The organism is Brevundimonas sp. GW821-FHT12C05 (genome assembly GCF_058807475.1).
On the sequence record NZ_JBXAQS010000001.1, the window covers coordinates 426293 to 449615 of the forward strand.

Annotated in this window: 20 protein-coding genes; 5 read left to right on the plus strand and 15 right to left on the minus strand. The window is 70.3% G+C overall.

Annotated features, from left to right (window positions below; genetic code table 11):
- Positions 1-50 precede the first annotated feature (50 nt).
- From AC1RRF_RS02070 to AC1RRF_RS02110, 9 genes are read right to left on the minus strand one after another with little or no spacing between them, the layout of a single operon-like run.
- The gene (locus AC1RRF_RS02070; protein ID WP_492832347.1) at positions 51-533 is read right to left on the minus strand and encodes a PaaI family thioesterase; all 483 of its coding nucleotides are present in this window, start codon (positions 531-533) and stop codon (positions 51-53) included.
- Entirely contained in the window at positions 530-1483 is a 954-nt protein-coding gene (locus tag AC1RRF_RS02075) for an NAD(P)H-dependent flavin oxidoreductase (protein ID WP_492832349.1), read from the minus strand. Before AC1RRF_RS02075 ends, AC1RRF_RS02070 begins: the two co-directional genes overlap by 4 nt.
- Positions 1480-3198 carry a class I adenylate-forming enzyme family protein gene (locus AC1RRF_RS02080; RefSeq protein WP_492832351.1) on the minus strand — a complete coding sequence of 573 codons (1719 nt, stop codon included), beginning with the start codon at positions 3196-3198 and terminating at the stop codon, positions 1480-1482. Before AC1RRF_RS02080 ends, AC1RRF_RS02075 begins: the two co-directional genes overlap by 4 nt.
- The gene (locus tag AC1RRF_RS02085; RefSeq protein ID WP_492832353.1) at positions 3195-4685 is read right to left on the minus strand and encodes a class I adenylate-forming enzyme family protein; all 1491 of its coding nucleotides are present in this window, start codon (positions 4683-4685) and stop codon (positions 3195-3197) included. The genes AC1RRF_RS02080 and AC1RRF_RS02085 overlap by 4 nt, the downstream gene beginning before the upstream one ends.
- Entirely contained in the window at positions 4682-5911 is a 1230-nt protein-coding gene (locus AC1RRF_RS02090; protein ID WP_492832355.1) for a thiolase family protein, read from the minus strand. The genes AC1RRF_RS02085 and AC1RRF_RS02090 overlap by 4 nt, the downstream gene beginning before the upstream one ends.
- Positions 5908-7587 carry an aldehyde dehydrogenase family protein gene (locus AC1RRF_RS02095; protein ID WP_492832357.1) on the minus strand — a complete coding sequence of 560 codons (1680 nt, stop codon included), beginning with the start codon at positions 7585-7587 and terminating at the stop codon, positions 5908-5910. Before AC1RRF_RS02095 ends, AC1RRF_RS02090 begins: the two co-directional genes overlap by 4 nt.
- 2 nt (positions 7588-7589) lie before the next feature.
- Positions 7590-8738 (minus strand): acetyl-CoA C-acyltransferase, encoded by a 1149-nt coding sequence (locus AC1RRF_RS02100; protein WP_492832359.1) that lies wholly within the window; start codon positions 8736-8738, stop codon positions 7590-7592.
- Between the two features lie 8 nt (positions 8739-8746).
- On the minus strand, positions 8747-10228 hold the full coding sequence (locus tag AC1RRF_RS02105) for a carotenoid oxygenase family protein (protein WP_492832361.1): 1482 nt from the start codon (positions 10226-10228) through the stop codon (positions 8747-8749).
- 57 nt (positions 10229-10285) lie between these two features.
- On the minus strand, positions 10286-11200 hold the full coding sequence (locus AC1RRF_RS02110) for an SDR family NAD(P)-dependent oxidoreductase (RefSeq protein WP_492832363.1): 915 nt from the start codon (positions 11198-11200) through the stop codon (positions 10286-10288).
- 114 nt (positions 11201-11314) lie between these two features.
- Between AC1RRF_RS02110 and AC1RRF_RS02115 the strand changes: the two genes are divergently transcribed.
- The gene (locus tag AC1RRF_RS02115) at positions 11315-13516 is read left to right on the plus strand and encodes a TonB-dependent receptor (protein ID WP_492832365.1); all 2202 of its coding nucleotides are present in this window, start codon (positions 11315-11317) and stop codon (positions 13514-13516) included.
- Between the two features lie 7 nt (positions 13517-13523).
- On the opposite strand, the gene AC1RRF_RS02120 is transcribed toward AC1RRF_RS02115, so the two are convergent.
- Positions 13524-14477 (minus strand): winged helix-turn-helix transcriptional regulator, encoded by a 954-nt coding sequence (locus tag AC1RRF_RS02120; protein WP_492832367.1) that lies wholly within the window; start codon positions 14475-14477, stop codon positions 13524-13526.
- A 169-nt stretch (positions 14478-14646) separates the two neighbouring features.
- Between AC1RRF_RS02120 and AC1RRF_RS02125 the strand changes: the two genes are divergently transcribed.
- Positions 14647-16455, plus strand: a complete 1809-nt coding sequence (locus AC1RRF_RS02125) for an AMP-binding protein (protein WP_492832369.1) — start codon at positions 14647-14649, stop codon at positions 16453-16455.
- On the opposite strand, the gene AC1RRF_RS02130 is transcribed toward AC1RRF_RS02125, so the two are convergent.
- The 4 genes from AC1RRF_RS02130 to AC1RRF_RS02145 form a co-directional block, all read right to left on the minus strand.
- Positions 16452-17492, minus strand: coding sequence for a phosphotransferase family protein (locus tag AC1RRF_RS02130; RefSeq protein WP_492832370.1), 1041 nt, complete (start codon positions 17490-17492; stop codon positions 16452-16454). The genes AC1RRF_RS02125 and AC1RRF_RS02130 overlap by 4 nt on opposite strands.
- A gap of 11 nt (positions 17493-17503) precedes the next feature.
- Positions 17504-18286, minus strand: coding sequence for an SDR family NAD(P)-dependent oxidoreductase (locus AC1RRF_RS02135; protein WP_492832372.1), 783 nt, complete (start codon positions 18284-18286; stop codon positions 17504-17506).
- Positions 18276-18722 (minus strand): helix-turn-helix domain-containing protein, encoded by a 447-nt coding sequence (locus AC1RRF_RS02140; protein ID WP_492832374.1) that lies wholly within the window; start codon positions 18720-18722, stop codon positions 18276-18278. The genes AC1RRF_RS02135 and AC1RRF_RS02140 overlap by 11 nt, the downstream gene beginning before the upstream one ends.
- 127 nt (positions 18723-18849) lie before the next feature.
- On the minus strand, positions 18850-19464 hold the full coding sequence (locus tag AC1RRF_RS02145) for a TetR/AcrR family transcriptional regulator (RefSeq protein ID WP_492832376.1): 615 nt from the start codon (positions 19462-19464) through the stop codon (positions 18850-18852).
- Positions 19465-19571: 107 nt separating this feature from the next.
- Between AC1RRF_RS02145 and AC1RRF_RS02150 the strand changes: the two genes are divergently transcribed.
- The 3 genes from AC1RRF_RS02150 to AC1RRF_RS02160 are packed head-to-tail and all read left to right on the plus strand — an operon-like array spanning position 19572 to position 22467.
- Entirely contained in the window at positions 19572-20312 is a 741-nt protein-coding gene (locus AC1RRF_RS02150; protein WP_492832378.1) for a Coq4 family protein, read from the plus strand.
- Positions 20309-20734: a DUF2147 domain-containing protein gene (locus AC1RRF_RS02155; protein WP_492832380.1), complete on the plus strand. Its 426-nt coding sequence runs from the start codon at positions 20309-20311 to the stop codon at positions 20732-20734. Before AC1RRF_RS02150 ends, AC1RRF_RS02155 begins: the two co-directional genes overlap by 4 nt.
- Positions 20731-22467, plus strand: a complete 1737-nt coding sequence (locus AC1RRF_RS02160; RefSeq protein WP_492832382.1) for an AMP-binding protein — start codon at positions 20731-20733, stop codon at positions 22465-22467. The genes AC1RRF_RS02155 and AC1RRF_RS02160 overlap by 4 nt, the downstream gene beginning before the upstream one ends.
- Here the strand turns inward: AC1RRF_RS02160 and AC1RRF_RS02165 are convergent.
- Positions 22456-23316, minus strand: a complete 861-nt coding sequence (locus AC1RRF_RS02165) for a bile acid:sodium symporter family protein (RefSeq protein ID WP_492832384.1) — start codon at positions 23314-23316, stop codon at positions 22456-22458. The two genes, AC1RRF_RS02160 and AC1RRF_RS02165, sit on opposite strands and share 12 nt — an antisense overlap.
- Between the last annotated feature and the right edge of the window lie 7 nt (positions 23317-23323).

Sequence of the window (23323 nt, forward strand, 5' to 3'; positions counted from 1 at the left end):
CGCGCATCCTGGCATGCGCCTGCGTCGGGATTGGACGCACCCCTCCGCTGTTAGCGCGGAGAGCGGATCGACACCCCGACCGTGCCCTGGGCGATGACGAGGCCGTCGGGGGTGCTGATGGTGGCCTCGACCACAGCCTTGCGGGCGTCGTGGAAGGTGACCCGCCCGACCGTCTCCAGCCGGGCGCAGCCCATCGGGGCGGCGTTGAGAAAGCGCATCGACAGGTCGGTGGTCAGCAGGGTCTGGCCGGGTTCGAGGATGGTCATGACGGCGCTGCCGCCCGCCACGTCGACCAGCGAGGCCAGGACCCCGCCGTGAACCAGACCCACGAAATTGGCGTGGCCGGGATCGAGGTCGCAGACGATGCGGACCAGCCCCTCCTCGAACTCGACCGGCCAGGCGCCGAGCCGCTGCGGATAGCCGCCGACGGTGTCCGCCTTGCGCGCCCAGCGCCGCAGCAACTCGAGCCCCGACACGGTCGGATCGAGTTCGAAGTCGACCGGCGCGACGACGCTGGGCGGGGCGGAGGTCACGCCGCGGCCCCCTGTATCCGGCGGGCGCCCGTGCGGGTCTGGAAGCGGGCGATGGCGGCGTCGTACTCGCCCGACAGCTGGTCGACGATCTTGCTGACTGGCTCGACGGCGCGGACGGCCTCAAGCCCCTGGCCGGCGGCCCAGATGTCGCGCCAGCGCTTGGTCGAACCGCCCGAGGTGTAGTTGCGGTCCGGGGCGGCGCCGAGGTTGTCGGGATCCTGACCGGCGGCCAGCAGGCTGGGGCGCAGCCACGAGGCCGGGGTGCCGGTGACGGAGGCGGAGACGACCAGATCGTCAGGACCGGCGTCCACGACCATCTGCTTGTACTCCGGCTGGGCCATGCTCTCTTCGGAGGCCAGGAAGCGTGTGCCCATGTAGACGAAGTCCGCGCCCGCCGCGACCGCGCCGGCCACGCCCGCGCCGTCGCCGACGCCCCCACCGACGGCTATGTATCCGTCGAAGAAGTCCCGCACGGCTGAGATGAAGGCGAAGGGCGACAGGTGACCGGTGTGGCCGCCGGCGCCCGCGCTGACGCAGGCCAGGCCATCGACGCCGGCTTCAGCGGCCTTCTTCGCCAGCTTCATCGAGACCACGTCGGCGAAGACCAGGCCGCCGTAGCTCTTGACCGTCTCCATGACCGGCTTGGGCGAACCCAGGGCGGTGATGACGACCGGCGGCTTGTACTCGGCGATCAGGCGCAGGTCCTCGGGCAGGCGGGCGTTGGTCGAGTGGGTGATCATGTTGGCGATCCACGGGGCGTCGCCCGGCTTCAGCGCGTCGGTGATCGTGCCCATCCACGCATCCAGGTCCTCGACCGTGCGGCAGTTGGGGGTGGGGAAGGCCCCGCCCACGCCCGCCCGGCAGGCGGCGATCACCAGCTCCGGCCCGCTGATCAGGAACATGGGCGCCGCGAACACGGGCAGGCGCAGGGTGTCGAAGGGAGAGGTCATGCGGGAAGGGTCTCGGTGGTGACGCGTTGGCGCAGATCCCGCTTGAGGATCTTGCCGACTGGATTGCGGGGAAGGGCCTCGATGGTCTCGAGGCGTTCGATCTGCTTGTAGACGGCGACCTGGCGGTCGCCGGTCAGGAAGGCGTTGATCTCGGCCAGCGTCGCTTGCTGGCCGGGACGGAAGACGACGAAGGCCGCGAGGCGCTCGCCTAGATTGGGGTCCGGGGCGCCGACGACGGCGGCCTCGGCGACGGCCGGGTGGGCCATCAGGTGGTTTTCGATCTCCTCGGAGGAGATGTTCATGCCGCCGCGGATGATGATGTCCTTCAGCCGGCCGACGAATTTCAGGTGCTGCTTGCGGTCGCCGGCCAGTTCGAACAGGTCGCCGGTGCGGAACCAGCCGTCGGCGTCGAAGGCGCGGGCGTTGATCTCGGGCGCGCGCCAGTAGCCGGAGAAGATGGTCGCGCCCTTGACCCTGAGCTCGCCGGGGAGGCCGGCGTCGGTGATCTCCTGTTCGGTCTCCGGATCGACCAGGCGGGTGAAGATGCGGTCGTGCAGCTTGCAGGCCCATTTGAAGCCCTCGCCGAGGCGGGGGAACAGGCTGGCGCGGTCGGCGGCCTCGGGCAGATCCTTCAGCGCCGAGGGGAAGGAGGCGCCTTCGTTGGAGCCGAAATAGTTGACGATCTGGACCCCGTATTTCTCGTGGAAGGTCCGCACCATCCACTCCGACAGGGGCGCCGAGCCCGAGCCGATGGACTTCAGCCGGTTGAAGTCGATGCCCTCCAGCAGGGCCTCGTTCTGGAGCAGCAGGTTCAGCACGGCGGGTGGGGCGACGGTGTAGTCGATCCTCTCGTCGCGCATCTGCTTGAGCAGGACCTGAAGGTCGAACGGATGATGCTGGATCAGGGCTCCGCCCAGCAGCAGCCAGCCGACGAAGGCGGTGGAGATGCCGCCCATGTTGACCATCGGGAAGGGGTTCAGCAGGCGCGCGCCGGGGGCCAGGTCGGCGGCGTCGATGACGCCGTCGCCCATGATGATCCATTCGTTGTGGCTGCGCGGCACGCCCTTGGGCTGGGCCTCGGTGCCGGAGGTCCAGCAGATGGTGACGATGTCGTCGGCGGTGATGGCCGCGGCCTTGGCGGCCTTCTGCGCGGCCTTGTGCTGGTCGCGGGTGACGCCGTCCATCAGGGGCTCGAGGTCGAGGCCGCCCTCGGGACAGGTCTGGCCCAGGACGAAGACGGTCTTCAGGGTCGGGCAGGTCGCCTTCAGGCCGACGATCATCTCGCCGTGCATCTGCTTGCCGATGCGGTCGTTGGTGATGGCGGCGACGGCGTCGGTCTGGCCGATGATGTAGCCCAGCTCGTGCTCGCGGTACTGGACCGGGGCGGGGCTGACGATGATCCCCAGGCGCAGGCAGGCCAGGTAGCTGATGGTCAGCTCGGCGATGTTGGGCAACTGGACCACGACCACGTCGTCCTTGCGGATGCCGTGGGCGGTCAGGACGGCGCAGAGGCGATCGACGGCGTCGGCCGTCTGGCGCCAGGTCAGGCGTTCGGCGGTTCCGCCGACGAAGTTCGGGGCGTTGAACGGATCGACCAGGGCCTCCGCGTCCGGATGGGCCTTCACATGCTTCTGGAACAGGTCGTCTAGGGTGAGGTCGCCCCACCAGCCATTGGCCTTCATCTCGCGGATGCGGTGTTCGGGAATGACGATCATGGGTGGACCTCCACGGCGAGATTGGCGTCGGGATAGAGCAGGCTGCGGACCTCGCCGCGCACCACCTTGCCGACCGGGTTGCGGGGCAGGGCGGGCATGAGGTGCAGGCGTTTGGGCGTGCGGACGGGGCCGATGGCCTCGCGCACGAAGGCGCGGATGGCGGCGTCGTCGACGAAGCGGGCGTCGACGGCCACGGCGGCCTCCAGGCGCTCGCCCCAGACGTCGTCGGGCAGGCCGAAGGCGCAGGCCTCGCGCACCGCCGGATGGGCGTTGAGGGCGGCTTCGACCTCGCCGGGATAGACGTTGTAGCCGCCGGTGATGATCAGCTCCTTGGAGCGGCCGATCAGGGTCAGGCGGCCGTCGGCGCCGATGCGGCCGATGTCGCCGGTCCTGAGCCAGCCGTCGTGCCGGGTCGCCGCCGTCAGCTCGGGGGCGTCGAGATATTCGGTGCGGACCAGGTCGCCGCCGACCACCACCTCGCCCTCGCCCTGGGTCAGCACCTGGCCCTCGCGGGTCAGCAGGCCGACCGGCGTGCCGGGGAAGGGACGGCCGACGGAACCTCGCAGGTCGGGGTCGGCCATGTCGGCGGGGCTCTGGCCGGTGATGGCCATGGGGGCCTCGGTCTGGCCGTAGAGGGCCGAGAGCACGGGGCCGAAGCGGCACACCGCCTGGGCGATCCGGCCCGGCGACATGGGGGCGGCGGAATAGGTCAGGTGGCGCAGGCGCGGGAAGTCGCCGGGCCCGAAATCCGTCTCGCCCATCAGCAGGGCGATCAGGGTCGGGGGCATGAAGACGACGCTGACGCGGCGCTTCAGCTCATCGAGAATGGCGGCGCGGTCGGGTGTGGCCAGCAGGACGTGGGACCCGCCGGCCGCCAGCACCGGCAGAATGTAGTGGGACGAGCCGTGGGTCAGGGGCGCGACGGCCAGGTTCACGTCGTCGGCGGTGAAGCCGTAGAAGCCTTGCAGGGAGGCGAGGGCCGCCGCGCCGCTGGCCTGCGACTGGACCACGCCCTTGGGCACGCCGGTGGAGCCGCCGGTGAATTTCAGGGCGAAGGGGGCGGCCGCGTCGTCGAGGAGGATGGGCGGGGCGGCGTCGGGCAGGCTGTCCAGCCAGGCCTCGAGCGGCAGGGGGCGGGCGGTGGAGCCCAGCGCGCCGGTGGAGTCGCGGTCGTGGAGGGTCAGGGCCAGGTTCGCCCGGCGCTGGAAGTCGCCGTTCAGGCCGGCGCCGTTGCGGGGGTTCAGCGGCGTCCACACCGCGTTGGCGCGCAGGATGGCGAGGTAGGCGACGACGTGCCGCCAGCTATTGGCGGCGCACAGGCCGACGCGGTCGCCGGGCTTGATCCCCCGCGCGGTCAGATCGGAGGCGGCGCGCTCGACCAGGGCGATCAACTGGCCGTGGGTCAGGGTCACGTCGCCGTCGAACAGGGCGGGGCGGTCGGCCTTGGCGGGCAGGTTGTCGTATAGGGCGCGGATGGGATGGGTCATGCGGCCCGGCCTTCCAGCACGGTGACGACGGTGGCCGCCTCCTCGACGCCGAGGAAGCCGCCGCCGTTCTCGGCCACGGCGAGACGGGCGCGTTCGACCTGACGGAGACCGGCCTCGCCGCGCAACTGGGCCGTCAGCTCGAAGATCTGGGCCAGGCCCGTGGCGCCGACCGGATGGCCCTTGGCGACGAGGCCGCCGGAGGGGTTCACCGGAGTGCGGCCGCCGAGCGCGAAGTCGCCCCGGATAGCCCGGGCGCCGACCGTGCCGGGTTCGGCCAGGCCGAGGTTCTCGATCTGCTGGAGCTCGGCGTAGCTGGTGGCGTCGTGAACCTCGGCCAGGTCGATGTCCTGAGGAACGACGCCCGCCTGCTCGTAGGCCGCCAGGGCGGCGCGGCGGCCGATGTGGTTGTCGAAGTCGCGGGCGTCGCGGGCCCCGGCGCTGGCCAGGACGCAGCCGCGGATACGGATGGCGCGGGCCTCTCCGCCGAGACGCTTCAGGCCCTTGGCCGAGCAGACGATGGCGGCGGCGGCGCCGTCGCTGACCGGGGCGCACATGGCGCGGGTGAAGGGGAAGACGATGGGCTTGTCGGCCAGCACCTGCTCTGCCGTCATCGGGGTGCGGTACTGGGAGCGGGGATTGTGCCGGGCCGCCGTGTGGTTCTTGGCCGCGAGCTGGGCGAGGTCCAGCTGGGTGGAGCCGAAGCGGGCCATGTGGGCGCGGGCCTGGGCGGCGTAGAGGTCCATGAACAGACTGCGGCCGTCCTCTGGAGCGTCGCCGCCCATCTGCCGGATGTAGTCGAGCACGCCGTCGCGGTCGTGGATGTCGGTGCCACCCGCGAAGGCGGCGGCGACGCGGTCCGGGCGGTCGGGGAAGACCATCTTCTCGACCCCGACGACCAGGGCGATATCGCCCGCCCCGGCGCGCAGCCAGTGGATGGCTTGAAGCAGGGCGGTGGAGCCGGAGGCGCAGGCGTTCTCGACATTGACGACCGGGATGCCGGTCAGGCCGAGCGGACGCAGCGCGATCTGGCCGCGCACGGTGTTCTGGCCCTCCAGCATGGGCTGGCGGGTGTTGGAGAACCAGGCGGCCTCGATGTCGGCGACGGTGGCGCCCGCATCGGTCAGGGCCGCGCCCACGGCCTCGGCGGTCAGCGACTTGACGCTGTCGTCCGGCCGCTTGCCGAAGGCGGTCATGGAGACGCCGGCGAGGAAGACGTCGGCGCTCACAGCGGCCGCCGTCGCTGGACGATGCGGAAGCGCGAGGCCACGAAGGCCAGGTCGGCGAGGCAGGCGTTGCCCGCCGGGTTCAGGCCGGTGACGTGATAGTCGCTGTAGGCGGCGGCGAAATTGATCCACATCGCGCCGGTCAGATTGATCGACAGATTGGCGCCGGCGGCCTCGTAGGCGGGCGTGGCGCGGTCGATGAAGGCCTCGTCGGTCGAGTAGAGGTAGGAGGAGATCGAGCCCTTGGTCTTGGCCAACCAGGTCGCCTCCATCACCGCCTCGTCGGCGGGGCGGGAGACGAGGAACAGGACCGGGCCGAAGCGCTCCTCGGCGTAGATCTCGGGATCGCCCGCGCCTTCGACGGCGATCACCAGCGGGGTCAGGGTGCGGGCGTTCGGAAACTGGGGATGGGCGTAGGGCGCGGCCTCGCGCAGCACTCGGGCGCCGGGCGTAGCGTCGGCGGCGCGGCGAGCCTCGGCGACCACGTCGAGGCTGACCTGGCCCTGAATCGCGCCCATGATCCCGGCGGCCTGGGCCGGGTCGGCGGCGATGGCGTCGATCTGGTCCACGATGGCCGAGGACATGGCGTCGAACAGGTCCGGCGCAATGTAGATCACCTGCGGGCTGGTGCACATCTGGGCCGAGAACAGGCTGGAGGAGCGGGCGACGGCGCGGGCGACGGCGTCCAGGTCGGCGACGCTGTCGATGACCACGGTGTTGACGCCCGCGGTCTCGGTGAACAGCAGCTTGCCTGTCACCGTCCGCTCCAGATGGCCGCCGTATCGGGGGCTGCCGGTGAAGTCGATGATCTGGACGTCCGGGTGATCGATGAAGCGGCTCGCGACGGGTTCGGCCAGGGTGTCCACGGCCAGGGTCACCAGGTTCGGGTCGAAGCCGTAGTCGGCCAGCACCTGGCGGCAGGCCTCGACCACCATGGCCATGGGCAGGACGGCGATGGGGTGCGGCTTGACGATCACCGGATTGCCCGTGGCCAGGCTGGCGAACATGGCCGGATAGGCGTTCCAGGTCGGGAAGGAGGCGCAGCAGATGACCAGGCCGACGCCGCGCGGGACCAGGGTGTAGGTCTTCCTCAGCGCGACCTGATCGGCGCCGAACGGGCGGTGGTAGTCGGCGGCGGGCGTCACGTCGCGCATGGCCTTGGCGGCGTAGGCCAGGGCCTCGACGCCGCGGTCCAGCGCATTGGGGCCCGAGCCGCTGAAGGCCTGGGTGTAGCTTTGACCCGCCACGTGCATGACCGCATGGGCCATCTCGAAATTGCGGTCGTAGAGCCGCTGCGCCATTTCCAGGCACAGGGCGAGGCGGAGCTCGAAATCGACCTCGCGCCAGTCGGTCATGGCCCCGACGGCGGCGGCGATCAGGGCGTCCGGATCGCTGACCGGATAGCGGATGTTTAGCGGCTGCTGCGTGTAGGGCGAGACCTCCTCGCCGACCGTCCGGCCGGTCGCGCCGGGCTGGTCCAGGTCAAAGGTCGTGCCCAGCCGCGCCTCGAAGGCGGCCTTGCCGGCGGGCGGCTTGTCGGGGCCGTGGATCTTGGTCGAGGGCGAGTCGCTGAACGGACTCCACGCCTGGCGCGTGCGCACGGCCTGGATGGCGGCGTCCAGCGTCGCGGCGTGGCGCGCGATCAGGTCGGCGTGACGATTGAGCGGCCCCCCGTCCATGGTCAGCCGATCCGTTCGACGATCATGGCCGCGCCGACGCCCTGGGCGCCCGCCGCGACGACCAGGCCGTAGCGGCCCTGGGCGACGTCCAGAGCATCGAGCAGGGAGGACAGCAGGATGGCGCCCGTCGCGCCCATCGGGTGCCCCTTGGCCAGGTGGCCGCCGCCGACGTTGACCCGGTCGACGTCCACGTCCCGCTCGCGCAGGAATTTCACGATGGTGACGGCGAAGGCCTCCATGAACTCGATGCGGTCCATGTCGCCCAGCGTCAGCCCGGCCTTGGCGAGAGCCCGGTCCATGGCGGTGAAGCCCGCGGTCAGCGACGCCTCGGGATCGCCTCCGGCCTCGGCATAGGCGACGATCTTCGCGCGCGCGCCGTCGGCGGCGGCGCTGACCAGGGCCAGGCCCGCGCCGTCGCACATGGGCGGGGCATGGGCGACGGTGTGGCGGTGGTCGATGGTCCGGCCGCCCAGCGCCTCGGCGTACTGCTCGCCCAGCGGGGCGAAGGCGGCGGGCATGGCCGCCAGGCTCTCGGCGGTGGTCGAGGCGCGGGCCGGTTCTTCCCTGTCGAGGCCGTTCAGCGGAATGCGCGATTTCGTCAAGGCCGTGCCCTCGGCGGCGGCGGTGCGCTGCTGCGAGCGCAGGGCGGCCTCGTCCATCTCCTGCCGCGACACGCCGATGTCCTCGGCCAGGCGGTCGGCGGCGACGACGACGGGGATGTAGCGGGTGCGCAGGGGGAAGCTGGCGTCCTCATAGTAGTCGGCCTTGTCGCCCATGAAGGGGACGCGGCTCATCATCTCGACCCCGCCCGCGAGCGCGGTTTTCGCGTCGCCCGCCGCGATCATGTTGGCCGCCTGGCCGATCGCCGTCAGGCCCGAGACGCAGTAGTTGTTCAGGCTGAAGGCGTAGGCGTCATCGGGCAGGCCCGCGTGCATCTTGGTGACGAGGGCGACGTTGGCGCCCTGGGCCCCGACCTGGCCGACGGCGCCGAGGATCAGGGCGTCGGCCCTGTGCGCCGCGCCGCCGTTGCGGGCGTCGAGCGCATCGATCAGGCCCGCGACCAGTTCATGCGGCTTGAGGGACGCAAGGCCGCCGTCGGGGCGGGCCTTGGCGCGAGGCGTGCGGACGGCGTCGACGATGTAAGCGGTCATACTGATCCTCAGGCCCCGATCTCGGAGCGGACTTGAGCGCCGGGCGCCCAGGTGCCGTGGAAGCCGGCGGGCACGCGGGCGGGCAGGGGAATGCGGGCGATGGGGCCGGCCTCGAAATCCTTGGCCGCGATGACCTGCACCTCGGAGGTTCCGGCAGCCTCGTCGGTGGTGAAGACGATGACGTACCCGTCGTCCTCGTCGACCGCGCCGACCCGGGGGGCGAAGGCGGGCTCGGAGCCGCCGACGCCAGGCGCGAAGTCGTGCGTCTTCGCCGCGCCGGTGTTGAGGTCATATTTGATCAGGCCCGAGAAACGCTGCAGTTCCTGCTTCGCCATGGAGACATGGTAGGACCAGTTCGTCTTGCGGCCGGTGTAGTCGAGATTGACCACCGGGAACTCGCCGATGCGGTCGTCGAGCCGGCGCTTCTTCACCTCGCCCGTGACCATGTTCATGCGCCACTCGACCGGCACGGCGTTGAGCGCCAGCACATTGACCATCGAGGCGTAGGGGCCATAGGCCGGGTTCGGCGGATAGCCGTTCGGCGTCATCATGCAGGCGGTCATGACGACCTCGTCGCCGTCCTCCCAGGCGTTGACGACGTGGTAGATGTAGCAGGTCTCGGTTTCGAACCAGCGGACCTGATCCCCGGTCCCGTTTTTCGGCACGACGCCGAAGCGGGCGGGCTGGTCGGCGACCTTGATCTGCCACATCGAGTTGCGCAGCCCGGCCTCGGTGAAGACCACCGGCAGGTCGTGCAGGATGATGTAGTTCTCGGTCAGGCCCATGTCGTGCGGCAGGCGCGGTCCGGGCAGGTCGACCTTCTGGAAATTGGTCAGGTTGTTCTGGGCGTCGACGACGCCGAAGGTCATCCACGGCTCGTAGAGCGAATAGTCGAAGAAGCAGAACTCGCCGGTCTTCGGATCGACCTTGCCGTGCGCCGAGACGTGACGGGGCAGGGCGCCGCCGAAGGTCTCGTTGCCGATCGTCTCAAGGGTGTGGGCGTGGACCCGCACCGGCTTGCCCGAGATGTACCAGAGCGCCATCAGCGAGCCGTTGTGGAAGACCAGATCGGTGTTGGCCGTGTCCTTGTAGACGAGGTCGCCGCGCTGCGACCCGGGACGGGTCCGCGCCGAGGGGGCCATGACCCCGCCGGCGTGGATGTCGAGCCCGGCCTTTTCGGCGCGGTAGTCGTCGGTGCCGACGTAGCGGTTGCGGTATTCGGCCTTGCCGTTCTCGAACCAGATGGCATGGACCATGCCGTCGCCGTCGAACCAGTGGTGCAGGCCCGCCGGCGCCTGGGCCGGATTGGGGCCGTTGCGCACGAAGGCGCCGTACAGGTCCTTCGGAATCTCGCCGATGACCGGCAGGTCGAGCGCCGTCGTCTCCCTGGCTACGGGCTCGTAGAGGCCCTGCAGATAGGGGTTCAGCTGGTTCAGCGGGGTGAGTTCACCGGTCTCGATCCGGCGCGCCGCGGTCGCGTCATCGGCCATGGTTCGGCTCCTTGGGTCTTGAAATGCAATCTGCTCTTGTCAGTCCGTTTGTGCAAGTCACGACAGGCGAACCGCGGTCGCCGGACGGGCCTTCAAGAAGGCGTCGAAGGCGGCGTTGCCGTCGGTCGGCAGGGTCCAGTCCTCGAGCGACATCAGCGGACCCAGGGCCGCGGTCAGGTCGTCGGGGGAGACCTCGCCCGGCGGCTGGAACTGCACCCCGGGCCCCTCGATTCGCACGGCGCGGCGGACCTTGCCGGCGCCCGCCACCAGGGTCTCGCCGTTCAGCGGGCAGGCCTCGGTCATCAGCCAGCTGACGACGGGCGCGACGTACTCGGGCGGCATGGCTTGGCCGACCTCGTCGGTGACATAGGCCTCGGTCATGCCGGTCAGGGCGTAGGGGGCGACGGCGTTGGCGTGCACGCCTTTCGCAGCGCCTTCCAGGGCGATGACCCGCATCAGGCCGATGAGGGCGGCCTTGGACGAGGAATAGGCGGCCATGCCGTGCACGCCGTGCAGACCGGCCGCCGAGGTGGTGATGACGATCCGCCCGGCACCCTGCTCGCGCATGTGGCGGTAGATCGGCAGGGTGGCGCTGACGGTGCCGAAGAAGTTGATGTCGAACACGGCCCGCAGCTCGGCCAGGGTCTGCTTGTGCAGGCTCTTGGCTTCGGGGGCGCCGGCGTTGTTCACCAGCCCATCGATGCGGCCGAAGGCGGCGAGGGCGGCCTCCAGCAGGCGATCGCCGGCGTCATCCTGTTCCACGCCGAGCGCGCAGGCGACGGCCTCGCCGCCGGCGGCGCGGATTCGCTCGACCACGGCCTCGGCCGAGGCCGGCTGGCCCGACGGACGCGGGCGGGTGTTGACCACCACCTTGGCGCCGCGAGAGGCGAGATCCAGCGCATAGGCAAGGCCCAGGCCGCGCCCAGCGCCCGTGACCACGATGACCCGGTCCTTCAATGACCGCTGTTCCATCCGCCCCTCCATGCTTGCGTAAAAAGACTTGCAAACTTGGTCCGTTGGCGCAAGTTACTATTCCTGTCGAGCTTTCGATCAACGAGAGCCGCTGCCCTGGGGAGGGAAACGCCAATGAAGTTCATTCACGCCACCACCGCCTCCGTCGCCGCCCTGATCCTGGGGGCCGCGCTCGCCACGCCCGCCGCCGCACAGGAGGCGCCGCAGACGGAATCGACCGCCACCCTCGACGAGGTGATCGTCACGGCGCAGCGCCGCGAGCAGAGCCTGCAGGACGTGCCGATCGCCATCACCGCCTTCAACGCCGAGACGCTGGAGCGCACGGCTGCGACGGGCATCCAGGACATCGCGGCCAAGGCGCCGGGCGTAACCCTGACCCAGTTCAACATCGGCGAGCCACAGCTCTATATTCGCGGCGTCGGCACCTCGAGCGACTCGGCGGCCAGCGATCCGTCGATCGGCTTCTCCATCGACGAGGTGTCGATCGGCCGGTCGGGCGCCAGCGCGCTGGCCTTCCTGGACATCGAGCGGGTCGAGGTCCTGCGCGGACCGCAGGGGACGCTGTACGGCCGCAACGCCTCGGGCGGGGCGCTGAACATCTATACCCGCAAGCCGGTCTTCGAGGATTCCGGCAGCCTGACCGCCCGGCTGGGCAGTTTCGATGAGTACGGGATCGAAGGGGTGGTGAACCGCCAGCTGGGCGACGACGCCGCGCTCCGCTTCGCCGCCCGCTACAACACCAACGACGGCTATGCCGAGAACGTCCCGACCGGCCGGGGGCTGGAGGGTGGAACGTCCTGGGGCGCGCGCCTGTCGGTGCTGAAGGACCTGGGCGACTGGAGCGTCCTGGTCAGCGGCGACTATTCGAAGGACGACATGGACGGGCACGCCCGCATTCCGGTCACGGCGTCGAGCACCGCGCCGGCCTTCGTCACCCTGATCAACACCCTGCGCGCGGGCCTGGACCGGCGTCAGAGCTTCTCGTCGCCGGACAACTACCAGAACCGCACCAACTACGGCCTGACGGCGCGGATCGAGCATACGGGCGAGGCGTTCGACTTCGTCTCCCTGACCTCGTACCGGGACAACGACTACAGCTGGCGGGACAATCTGGGCGGCCTGCCGTTCCCGGCCTTCCCGCTGGGGGTGGACGACCGGGCGTCGGAAGCGGCGCGCCAGTTCAGCCAGGAGTTCCGGCTGGCCTCCAAGGCGGGTTCCGACATCAACTGGGTCGCCGGCGTCTACGCCTTCCAGGAAGAGATCGAGCGGAGCGAGCGCTACATCGTCAACGCGGCCCTGCCCATCGCGCCGCCGTCGTTCGGCGGCGACACCACCTTCCTGCAGGACGCGACCAACCGCAGCTTCGCCGTCTTCGGCCAGGCCAACATCCCCTTCGCGGACATCTGGGAACTGACCCTCGGCGCCCGATGGACGCATGACGAGCGCGAGATCCATCAGGTCGCGATCGACAATGAGGGCGGCGCCAATCCGCCGGCCGGCATTCCCCTGGGGCCGGGGGGCGCGCCCTATAATGTGCGTGGCGACGAGACCTTCAGCGAGCCGAGCTGGAAGATCGCCCTGGCGGTCGAACCGATGGACAACGTCCGCCTCTACGCCAGCTACGACCGGGGCTATAAGGCGGGCGCCTTCCCGTCGACGGCCCAGTCCGGGACCCAGGCCCTGACGCCGCTCGCCTCGGAACTGCTCGACAACTACGAGATCGGGGTGAAGTCGACGCTGATGGGCCGGCTGCGCTTCAACGCGGCGGCGTTCAAGCTCGATTACAAGGATCTGCAGGTCTATGAGCTGCTGGGGCTGGCGCTGGTCACCTCCAACGCCCAGGCCGAGGTCGAGGGCTTCGAGATCGAGACGGCGCTGGCGGTCACGAACAACCTGACCATCGGGGGCTCGTACACCAGCCTGGATGCGAAGTTCACGTCGAACGCCGTGTCGGGCGCGCTGGTCCTGCCCTACAACGGCAACACCCTGCCGCGGTCGCCGGACAGCCAGTACACCCTGTATGTCGACAGCGAATGGGATGTGGCCGGCGGGGTCCTGGCGGCGCGGGCCGACTACCAGTGGACCGACGACTTCTACTTCGATCCGTCGAACAACCCCGAGGTCCTGTCGCCGGCCCACGAACTGGTCAGCGCCTTCGTCTCGTGGGAATCGCCGACGGGTCTCAAGGTGTCGGTCTACGGCAAGAACCTGACGGACACCGAGTACCAGACCCACATCATCAAGAACGTGGGCGTGGGCTTCAGCGTCTTCGGGGCGCCGCGCTCGTTCGGCGTGGCCCTGAGCCAGAGCTTCTAAACGAGGGTCAGGCGGCGCCGGGGGTTCCCGGCGTCGCCTCGACTTCCCAGCGGATGTTGCGCGGGTCCAGCAGGCGGCCCGTCGCCAGGTCGCAGACGACCGGATGGATCGCCTCGCCGGTGCGGGTGTCGACCAGGGTCAGCGGCGGCCCGTCGGGGCAGAGCCAGCGCTCGCTCCAGCCGTGCATGGCCATGATCATCGGGAACAGGTCCAGCCCGGCCTGGGTCAGCCGGTATTCGAAGCGCGGCGGCGCCTTCTGGTAGAGCTTCTTCTCCAGCACCCCGTGCAGGACCATGCGGTTCAGGCGGTCGGCCAGGATGTTGGTGGCGACGCCCAGCGCCTCGTGGATTTCATCGAACCGGCGCATGCGGAAGAAGGCGGCGGCCAGCACCGCCCAGCTCCAGTAGTCGCCCATGATGTCGGTCGAGCGGTCGATGATCGCCCGGTCCGTCTCCATCGGCTGGGTCCGGCGCCGGCGCGAGGTCGGGGGGGCGATGGGGACCAGTCCCTTGCCGACCTCGCCGCGGACGAAGTGCGGATCGACCACTTGGCCGCCTTCGTGGTTGAAGATGGCCGGGGTCACCGGCTCGCCGGTGTGGCGGTCGTAGAAGGTGAGGGCGTAGCGCTCCTGCAGGGGCGAGCGCGCCCATCTCCGCTCCCACTGGCCCTGCATGACGGCGGTGCCGAACATATCGAGCCCCATTTCCGTCAGCCGGTACTCCATGCGGGTCGGCGACTCTTTCGCCGGGCGCTGCTCGAACAGGCCGGCGGCGACGAGGCGGTTGAGCCGGTCGGTCAGGACGCTGCGCGGCATGCCCAGCCGGTCGCGCCACTGGGAGAACCGCCGCGCGCCGTAGAAGGCCTCGCGCAGGATCAGTTGCGTCCAGGCGTCGCCGGTCACCGCGAACGCGCGGGCGACGGGGTTCCCCATGATCAGGTCGCGTGTGGAAATCTGGTCCACGAGCCCTCGTTTCAATCCTGCTTCGAACCCTGTCTAGCACTCCGCACACTGAATCGCAGGTCCGGTGACGCAAGTGCGTGATCAGGGCGATAAATCCTGTTTTGCAAGTCAGTCGGGACGGCTAGGATGAAGGTCGATCCGGAACACCGGACGTGTATGGGAGAGTGGCGTGCTGGATCTGGCTGAGGACTTCCATCGGGCGCCGTGCCGGCCCATCCGCTTCGGCGACGTGGGGCTGGAGATCGAGCGCCGCGAGGACGGAACCCTGATCCTTTCGGCCCGCGCGCCACTGGCGCCGTACGAGCAAAATCTGCTGCGCCGGTTCTGGTCGTATGGCGAGACTCAGGCGGAGAAAACCTGGCTCGCCGAGCGGGACGGCGACGGCTGGCGGCGGCTGTCCTATGGCCAGGCGCGGACCGACGTCTCGGCCGTGGCGACCTGGCTGAAGGCGCAGGGCGTTCCGGCCGGCCGCTCGATCCTGGTCCTGTCCGGCAACACCTTGGCCCATGCGGTGTGGATGTTCGGGGCCATGGCCGCGGGCATTCCGATCTGTTCGGTCAGCGTGAATTACTCCCTGCTGAGCGCCGACTTCGAGCGGCTGCGCCATGTGGTCGAACTGGTGAAGCCGTCGGTGATCATCGCCGAGACCGCCGATTTCGCGCGCGCGGCCGAGGCCATCGCACCGAAGGATGCGGTGATCGTCAGCGCCGAGCCGGACGCCTTCGAGGGCGGCGCGGTCGACATGGCCGAGGTGCTGTGGGCGCCGGACGTGGCGGGCGTCGGCCGCGCGGTCGCGGCGCTGGATCCGACGGCGCCCGCCCGCTACCTGCTGACCTCCGGCTCGACCGGGCGGCCCAAGGCGGTGATCCACACCCAGGCCATGATGACCGGCAATACGGCCAGCGGGGCGCAGGCCATGGGCGACGCCTTCGACTGGGGCGGGGTCATGCTGGACTGGCTGCCGTGGAGCCATATCGCCGGCTCGTCGCTGCTGACCAACATCACCTGGCTGGGCGGGACGCTGCACATCGACGACGGCCGTCCGACGCCGTCGCAGTTCGCGGCGACGCTGAGGAACCTGCGCGAGATTCCGGTGCGCTTCTACGGCACCATGCCCTCGGGCTACGCCATGCTGGCCGATGCGCTGGAGGCGGACGAGGCGCTGCGCCGGACCTTCTTCAGCGAATTGCGGGTCATGCTGTTCGGCGGGGCGGGCCTGCCCCAGCCCCTGCACGACCGACTGCAAAGGCTGGCGGTGGCGACGACCGGCCAGCGCTTCATGTTCGTGTCCGGCTACGGCTCGACCGAGACTGGGTCGGCGATCAGCTATACCTGGTGGGAGAGCACCCGGGTGGGCATCGGCCTGCCGGTGCCGGGGGCGTCGCTGAAACTGGTCCCGGCCGACGGCGCCTATGAGGTGCGGGTCAAGGCGCCCAGCGTGACGCCCGGCTATTTCGGCGACGACGCGCGGACGCGCGAGGTCTTCGACGAGGACGGCTTCCTGCGCATGGACGACATGGCCGACTTCCACGACCGGGACGAACCCGAACTGGGCCTGTTCTTCGCCGGACGACGGGTGGAGCAGTTCAAGCTGGCCAACGGCACCTTCGTGGCGGCGGGCCGGTTGCGCGGCGATCTGTTGGAGGCCCTGCCGGGCGTGTTTCGCGACGTAGTGATCTGCGGCGAAGGGCAGGCGGCGCTGAAGGTGCTGGCCTGGGCCGATCCGGCGGGCGTGCGTCGCTTGGGAGACGAGGCCGCCGTGCGCGCCGCCGTGGCCGAGGGCCTGCGCCGCTACAATGCGGCCCACACCGGCCAGAGCGAGCGGCTGGCGGGCCTGCTGTTCCTCGACACGCCGCCGGACGTGGAAGGCCACGAGGTTTCGGACAAGGGCTCGATCAACCGCAACATGGTCCTGCGCCGCCGCGCCGCCGAGGTGGCGCGGCTGTACGCCGGTGACGCCGAGGTGATCGTTCCTTAGGCGCCCGCGCGCCGGGCCTGTTCCCAGGCCAGCCGGGCCAGTTCGGGGAATTCGTCCGCCCGCTTGCGGGCCTTGGGCGAGACGGCGTTGCCGCGGATCACCCGACCCCGGATGCCGTGGATGATGGCGGCGAAGCGGAACATGTTGAAGGCGACGAAGACATCGAGATCGGGCAGGGCGCCGCGTCCCGTCCGCCGGGCGTAGGCCTCGACGTAGTCCGCCTCCGGCGGGATCCCCAAGGCCTGGAGGTCGCGTCCGGCCAGACCGCCCAGATGCGGCGGCATCCGGTACATCATCAGGTGATAGGCGAAGTCGGCCAACGGGTGGCCGAGGGTCGACAGCTCCCAGTCGATCACCGCCGCCACCTCGGGCCGGTCGGGCCGCAGGATCAGGTTGTCGATGCGGAAGTCGCCGTGGATGATCGAGGTCTCGTCGGACAGGTCCCGCTCAGCCAGCCAGTCGATCAGGGCGTCCATGTTCGGGTCGCGCCCGGCGTCCACGTCCTCGCGGTACTGGCGGGTCCACAGCGCCGTCTGCCGCGCCACGAAGCCGCCGCGCCGGCCGTAGTCGCTCAGGCCCAGGGCGTCGATGTCGAGGGCATGCAGTCTCGCCAGCGCAGCGTTCATGGCGTCGAAGGTGGCGGCGCGTTCCTCCGGGGAGGCGATGTCGGCGGTCGGGTCCCAGACGATCCGGCCCTCGACGTGATCCATCAGATAGAAGGCTGTGCCCAGCACCTCTGGATCCTCGCAGACGCCGAGGATGCGCGGGACGGGGAAGTCCGCCTGGCCCAGCGCGCCCATCACCCGGGCTTCGCGCAGCACGTCGTGGGCGCCCTTGAGCAGGGGGCCGGGCGGCTTGCGGCGCAGGACGAAGCTGCGATCGCCCGCCTGGACGCGATAGGTCGGGTTGGACTGGCCGCCCGAGAACTGGCTGATCCGCACGGGGCCGGACGGCAGGTCGAGCCGCGCCCGCATCCAGGTCTCCAGCGCGTCCCCGTCCAGTTCGAACCCGGCGCGCACGCCGTCATCGGCGCTCACAGGGCCATCGCTCACAGGGATTGGCCGTCGTCGATGATGAAGACCCCGCCGGTGATCGGAGCGGCGTCGTCCGAACCGAGCAGGATCAGGGTCGGGTCCAGTCCGTCGCCCGGCATCAGCCGGCGGCGCGGGAAGCCCCGGATCTGCTTCTCGCCGCCGGGGCTGGAGAACCAGTCCGAGTTCATCTCGGTTTCCAGATAGCCGGGGCAGACCGAATTGACGTTGATCCCCTCGCGCGCCCATTCGCGGGCCAGCGACTTGCCCAGGGAGACGACGGCCGCCTTGGAGGCGCAGTAGCCGCTGAGGCCGGGAAGCTGCTGCTGCGCGCCGATGGAGGCGATCAGCACGATCCGGCCGCGACCGGCCTCGGCCGCGCCGTTGGCCTTCATCGCCCGGGCCGCCTCGCGCGCCGTCAGGAAGGCGCCGCGCACATTGACGGTGAACATCTGGTCGAACTCGGCGACGGGGGCGTCCAGCGCCAGCCCCGGCAGGCCGATCCCGGCGTTGGCGTAGGCGGTGTCCAGCGGGCCCAGGGCGGCTTGCGCCGCCGCGATTCCGGCCACGACCGAGGCCTCGTCGGCGACATCCATGGCCACGGCGAAGGCCTCGCCGCCGCCGCTGCGGATGGCGTCGACCACGGCGGCGAGGCGATCGGTGCGGCGGGCGGCGACGGTGACTTTCGCTCCCTCGCGCGCGGCGACCCGGGCCAGGTGTTCGCCGATGCCGGACGAGGCGCCGGTGATCAGGACGTGGCGGCCGGAGAGACGACCGGAGGGGCGGGCCTCAGCGGGCATGACGCAGCCTCGCCGAGCGATCCACCGTGGCGACGGAGGCGGGCGAGGTTCCCGATCCCAACTCCTCCAGTCCGCCGGTCTCCAGCTCGTCCATGGCGGCGCGCAGGTCCTGGAGGCGGGCCAGGGCGGCGGCGATCTCCGACGACAGGAAGCGGGTCACGACCTGATCGCCCGAGGCTGACAGGGCCGCGTCGATATCCGGCGTCGGCATGCCCAGCCGGCGCAGCCGGGTGATCAGCGCCGCCCGGCGCCGCTGCTCCGAATCGTAGCACCGCGCGCCCGAGGCGCGACGCCCGGCGGTCAGCAGGCCGATGTCCTCATAGTGCCGCAGCGCCCGCAGGGTCGTGCCTGTCCGCGCCGCCAGTTCCCGAATGCTGATCGCCGGACTCGGCGCCGCGGTTCTGGCGGGTCTCGGGGGCAGGGGCACGACCGTCATGGCTCTTTCTCCGTCACTTGCGTAACCGAACCTGCAATGATCAGTCCGGATTTGCAAGCCACATGAGCGCGCATCCGTCACCCTCTGTGGAAGGGTGGGGAGGCCGAGGGCGAACGCCCGCGTGCGCTTACTCCGGCTGGGCGGGCTTCAGCAGGAAGTGGGGCAGCAGGCCGGCGATGACCTGGCGGCTGGAGTCCTCGTCCTGGTCGAGCATGTCGCGCAGGGGCGGGCCGATCAGGGCCTCGCCGAAGGCGCTGAGCGCGATGAACAGGACCGCGGACGGGATGCGCGTGTGCGCCTGACCGTCGGGATCGCCCAGCTTGTCGAGTATCGCCTGCACCAGTCCGGTGACCGCGTCCCGGACGGGCTCCAGCTGGGACAGGTCGCCCTTCAGCACGATCCAGGCCGCCAGCTTGCCCGCGCCGCCCTCCGCGAAGGCGTCGAAGACGGCGTTGACCAGCTCCAGCGGCGCGCCCTCGTCGGTGCGCAGCCGCGCGATGGCGGTGTCCAGCGCTTTGGCGAGGTCCGCGACCATCGACCCCATGAGGGCCGACTGCAGGCCGGCGGCCGAGCCGAAGTGGTGGATGAGGTTGGTGTGCGTCACCCCGATGTCGTCCGCCACGGCCTTGAGCGTGACCGCGTCCGGCCCGCCAGAGAGCAGGCGCGCGCGCGCGCACATGATCGCCTCCAAGCGCGCTTCTTCAGGCGTGCGGCGTCGCCGGCGTGGAGATGGTATTGACATCTATGTAAGTTACATCCATGTAGATAAGCGGCTTGGTTAAGCCCAGCATGCGGAGAGAGCAAGTGACTGCGGAATCAATGGTTGGGGAAATGGCGTTCGATCGCAACGTGGCCCCCCCGACGCGGCTGAAGCCCCGCCGCGTCCAGCCGGTCCGCGCCTGGCGCGCTCTGCGCCGGCTGATCGCGGACAAGGAAGACACCACCCAGGTGTTCGAGATCATGAACGCCCTGGCGGGCGGCTCGGTCCGACGCGGCTACCAGCAGATGCTGGATCAGGCTGACGGCGGACGGCAGGCCTTCCTGATGACGGAGCTGGCTGACCGGCTCCAGGACAAGGACTGGCTGCGCGCCTTCCCGGAAGGCAGCGTCGGGCGGGCCTATCTGGCGTTCATCGAGGAACGGAATTTCTCCGCCTACGGCCTGGCCGACGAGAGCCGCAAGGTGGCGGACACCGATATCGAGGCGGCCCACCCCCACGCCTGGTACGCGCGCCGTCTGCGCGACGTGCACGACATCTGGCATGTGCTGACCGGATACCGGACCGACGCCCTGGGCGAGGCCTGCGTGGTGGCCTTCTCGCTGCCGCAGACCCGCAGCCCCGGCTTCGGCGTCATCGCGGCGGGCGTGGCGGTGGAGTTCGTGAGGGCCAAGACCGGCTATCCCTGCGCCCGCGCCATCCTGCAGGCCTGGGTCCGCGGACGCCGGGCGGCCTGGCTGCCGGGCCTGGACTATGAGGCCCTGTTCGCCGAACCGCTGGACAGCGCCCGCGCGCGGCTCGGTCTGTCCACTCCGACCGTGTATGAGCGCGTGCCGGTCGAGGCTCGCAACGCCTACGGGAGGATGGGGTGATCAGGGCGGCCGTCGTCGGCGCCCTGATACTGATCGGAGCGGCGTCGCCGGTGGTCGCGCAGGAGGCCTCGATCCTGGGACGCTGGCGCACGCCCGCCGAAGGCGGAGTGGTGGAAATCCAGCGCTGCGGCGCGACCCTGTGCGGACGGCTGGTCGACGCCGCGCCGCTGCGGCGTGATCCGAACCAGAGGGACGTCCGCAATCGCGACGCCTCGCTGAGGGATCGCCCCCTGCGCGGCCTGGCGGTGCTGCAGAATCTGACCGGCGGACCGACCGAGTGGCGGGCCGGCCCGCTGTACGATCCGAACAGCGGTCAGAACGCCGCGACCGGCACGGTGACCCTGGCCGGCGACACCCTGGCGGTGCGCGGGTGCATCGCGCGCCTGCTGTGCCGCACCCAGACGTGGCGCAGAGTTCGGTGACGGAGGTCCTGGGACTGGCGGCGGTCGTCGAAGACGCCGACGACGCCCTGTGGGCGCGCCGGTTTTGGACGGCGGCCTATCGGCCCGGCGTGCCCGCGTGCATCGAGGCCGACCTGGCGCGCTGGTCGAGCGTCCACCAGCTGTTCGAGGCGGATTCGTTCCGTTTCGCCGACCGGGTCGGGTTCGTCAGCCTGGGCGCGGAGGTGACCTACGGCCGGGCCCTGGCGGAGGCCAAGGCGTTCGCGGGCTGGCTGCAGTCGGTGGGCGTGGAGCCGGGCGACCGGGTCGCGCTGATGATGCCCAACTGCCTGCAGTATCCGGTCGCCCTGTTCGGCGTCCTGTTCGCCGGGGCCGTGGTGGTCAATGTGAACCCGCTCTACACCGCCCGGGAGCTGAAGCATCAACTGGCCGACAGCGGAGCGGTCGTCCTTGTCGCCATGGACATGTTCGCCGCGACGCTGGAGCAGGGGGTGCGTGGCACGGTCGTCCGCCAGATCCTGCTGACCGGCATGGGCGACATGATGCCGGCGCCCAAGCGCTGGGCGGTGAACGCCATGACGGCGCGCGCCCCGGGCCGAAAGACGACCGGCGCGCTGAAGGCCGAGGGCTGGAGCGCCGCCCTCGCGCGGGGACGCAAAGCAGGGTTCCGGCCGGTCGAGCGCCGCCCGGACGACCTGGCCTTCCTGCAGTACACCGGGGGGACTTCAGGCGTCGCCAAGGGGGCGATGCTCAGTCACCGCAACGTGCTGGCCAATGTGCTGCAGGGGCGGGCGTGGGTGATGAGCCAGATCCCGCCGGAGCAGGCGGTGGGCAATGTCACCATGCTGCCGCTCTACCATATCTTCTCCCTGACGGCGAACCTGCTGATGTTCGTCGGGATCGGCGGGCGCAACATCCTGATCGCCAATCCGCGCGACGCCAAAGGGGTGGAATGGGTGCTGCGCAAGGAGCGGTTCACCGGCATGACCGGGCTGAACACCCTGTTCGCCGGCCTGTTGGGAACGCCGGCTTTCCGCAAGCGGGACTTCTCCGACCTGAAGCTGACCATCGCCGGCGGCATGGCGACCCAGCGGGTGGTCGCCGAGGCGTGGCAGACCGCCACCGGGGCGCCGCTGATCGAAGGCTACGGCCTGACCGAATGTTCGCCGGTGGTGTGCATCGGCTATGTCGACCTCGATCGGCCCGAGACCATGGGGTTCGACGGGACGGTGGGCCTGCCCGTGCCCTCAACCGAGGTGCGCATGCGCCGGGAAGACGGCGGCTGGTGCGGCCTGGATGAGCCGGGCGAACTCTGCGTGCGCGGGCCCCAGGTCATGCGGGGCTACTGGAACCGCCCCGAGGAGACGGCGAAGGTGCTGTCGCCGGACGGATGGCTGGGCACCGGCGACATCGGCGTGATGCAGGCCGACGGCCGGGTGCGGCTGGTCGACCGGATCAAGGACATGATCCTGGTGTCGGGCTTCAACGTCTATCCGAGCGAGATCGAGGATGTCGTGGCCGCCCACCCGATGGTCGAGGAGGTCGCCGCGATCGGCGTGCCGGACGCCGTCCAGGGCGAGCGGGTTAAGATCATCGTCGTGCCGCGCTCCGACGCCCTGACGCAGGAGGCCCTGATCGCCCACTGCCGGGAGCATCTGACCGGCTACAAGGTCCCCCGCCTGGTCGAATTCCGCGGCGAGCCCCTGCCCAAGACGGCGGTCGGCAAGGTGCTGCGTCGCGAACTACGCGGCTGAGGCGGCTCGCCGCCGGGTGATCCACAGCCCGAACACCGCCGCCACCGGGAACATCAGCACCCCGTAGACCGCGGCCGGCAGCGACATGTCCGGCCGCCCCAGCACCGCCTGGGCGACGACGATGGCGAGGGTGGCGTTGTGGATGCCGACCTCGAAGGCGCTGGCCACCGCTTGCGGCTGTTCGATCCGCAGCAGGCGGGGCACGACGTAGCCGACCGCCAGGCTGAGGCCGCAGAACGCGACAGAGATCCCGCCCAGCAGCGCGAAATTGGACGCCAGCAGGTCGAAACTGCCCACCGCCGCCCCGGCGATCACCAGGGCCAGGATCGCCACGGAGGCGATCCGCACCGGCCTGTCCATGGCCTTGGCGAAGGCCGGCTTCAGCGCCCGCACGGTCATGCCCAGCGCCACCGGCGCCAGGACGATCATGAACACCTCCAGGGTCTTCTTGAACTGCAGGCCGACGGACAGGTCGCCGGGCTGGAAGAAGGCGATGGCCAGATTGGTGATGACCGGCAGGGTCACCACGGCGATGACGGAGTTGATCGCCGTCAGCGAGATGTTCAGGGCCACGTCGCCCCGGAACAGGTGGCTGTACAGGTTCGCGGTCGTTCCGCCGGGCGAGGCCGCCAGCAGCATCATCCCCACCGCCAGGATCGGCGGCAGCCGGAACAGCAGCACCAGGGCGAAGCAGAGCGCGGGCAGCAGCAGCAGCTGGCAGGCGAGGGCGACGCCGGCCGCCTTGGGCTGTCTGGCGACGCGGGCGAAGTCGGCGGGCGTGAGGTCCAGCCCGAGGCCGAACATGATCACCCCGAGGGCCAGAGGCAGTGCGACGGCGGCGAATTCCATTCAGGGA

Excerpts from the sequence above, each read along its gene's own strand:
- AC1RRF_RS02110 (WP_492832363.1), bottom strand. The coding sequence starts at position 11,200 with ATGGAACAGCGGTCATTGAAGGACCGGGTCATCGTGGTCACGGGCGCT.
- AC1RRF_RS02165 (WP_492832384.1), bottom strand. The coding sequence starts at position 23,316 with ATGGAATTCGCCGCCGTCGCACTGCCTCTGGCCCTCGGGGTGATCATG.
- AC1RRF_RS02100 (WP_492832359.1), bottom strand. The coding sequence starts at position 8,738 with ATGACCGCTTACATCGTCGACGCCGTCCGCACGCCTCGCGCCAAGGCC.
- AC1RRF_RS02095 (WP_492832357.1), bottom strand. The coding sequence starts at position 7,587 with ATGGACGGGGGGCCGCTCAATCGTCACGCCGACCTGATCGCGCGCCAC.
- AC1RRF_RS02075 (WP_492832349.1), bottom strand. The coding sequence starts at position 1,483 with ATGACCTCTCCCTTCGACACCCTGCGCCTGCCCGTGTTCGCGGCGCCC.
- AC1RRF_RS02080 (WP_492832351.1), bottom strand. The coding sequence starts at position 3,198 with ATGATCGTCATTCCCGAACACCGCATCCGCGAGATGAAGGCCAATGGC.
- AC1RRF_RS02115 (WP_492832365.1), top strand. The coding sequence starts at position 11,315 with ATGAAGTTCATTCACGCCACCACCGCCTCCGTCGCCGCCCTGATCCTG.
- AC1RRF_RS02135 (WP_492832372.1), bottom strand. The coding sequence starts at position 18,286 with ATGCCCGCTGAGGCCCGCCCCTCCGGTCGTCTCTCCGGCCGCCACGTC.
- AC1RRF_RS02105 (WP_492832361.1), bottom strand. The coding sequence starts at position 10,228 with ATGGCCGATGACGCGACCGCGGCGCGCCGGATCGAGACCGGTGAACTC.
- AC1RRF_RS02145 (WP_492832376.1), bottom strand. The coding sequence starts at position 19,464 with ATGTCAATACCATCTCCACGCCGGCGACGCCGCACGCCTGAAGAAGCG.
- AC1RRF_RS02085 (WP_492832353.1), bottom strand. The coding sequence starts at position 4,685 with ATGACCCATCCCATCCGCGCCCTATACGACAACCTGCCCGCCAAGGCC.
- AC1RRF_RS02140 (WP_492832374.1), bottom strand. The coding sequence starts at position 18,722 with ATGACGGTCGTGCCCCTGCCCCCGAGACCCGCCAGAACCGCGGCGCCG.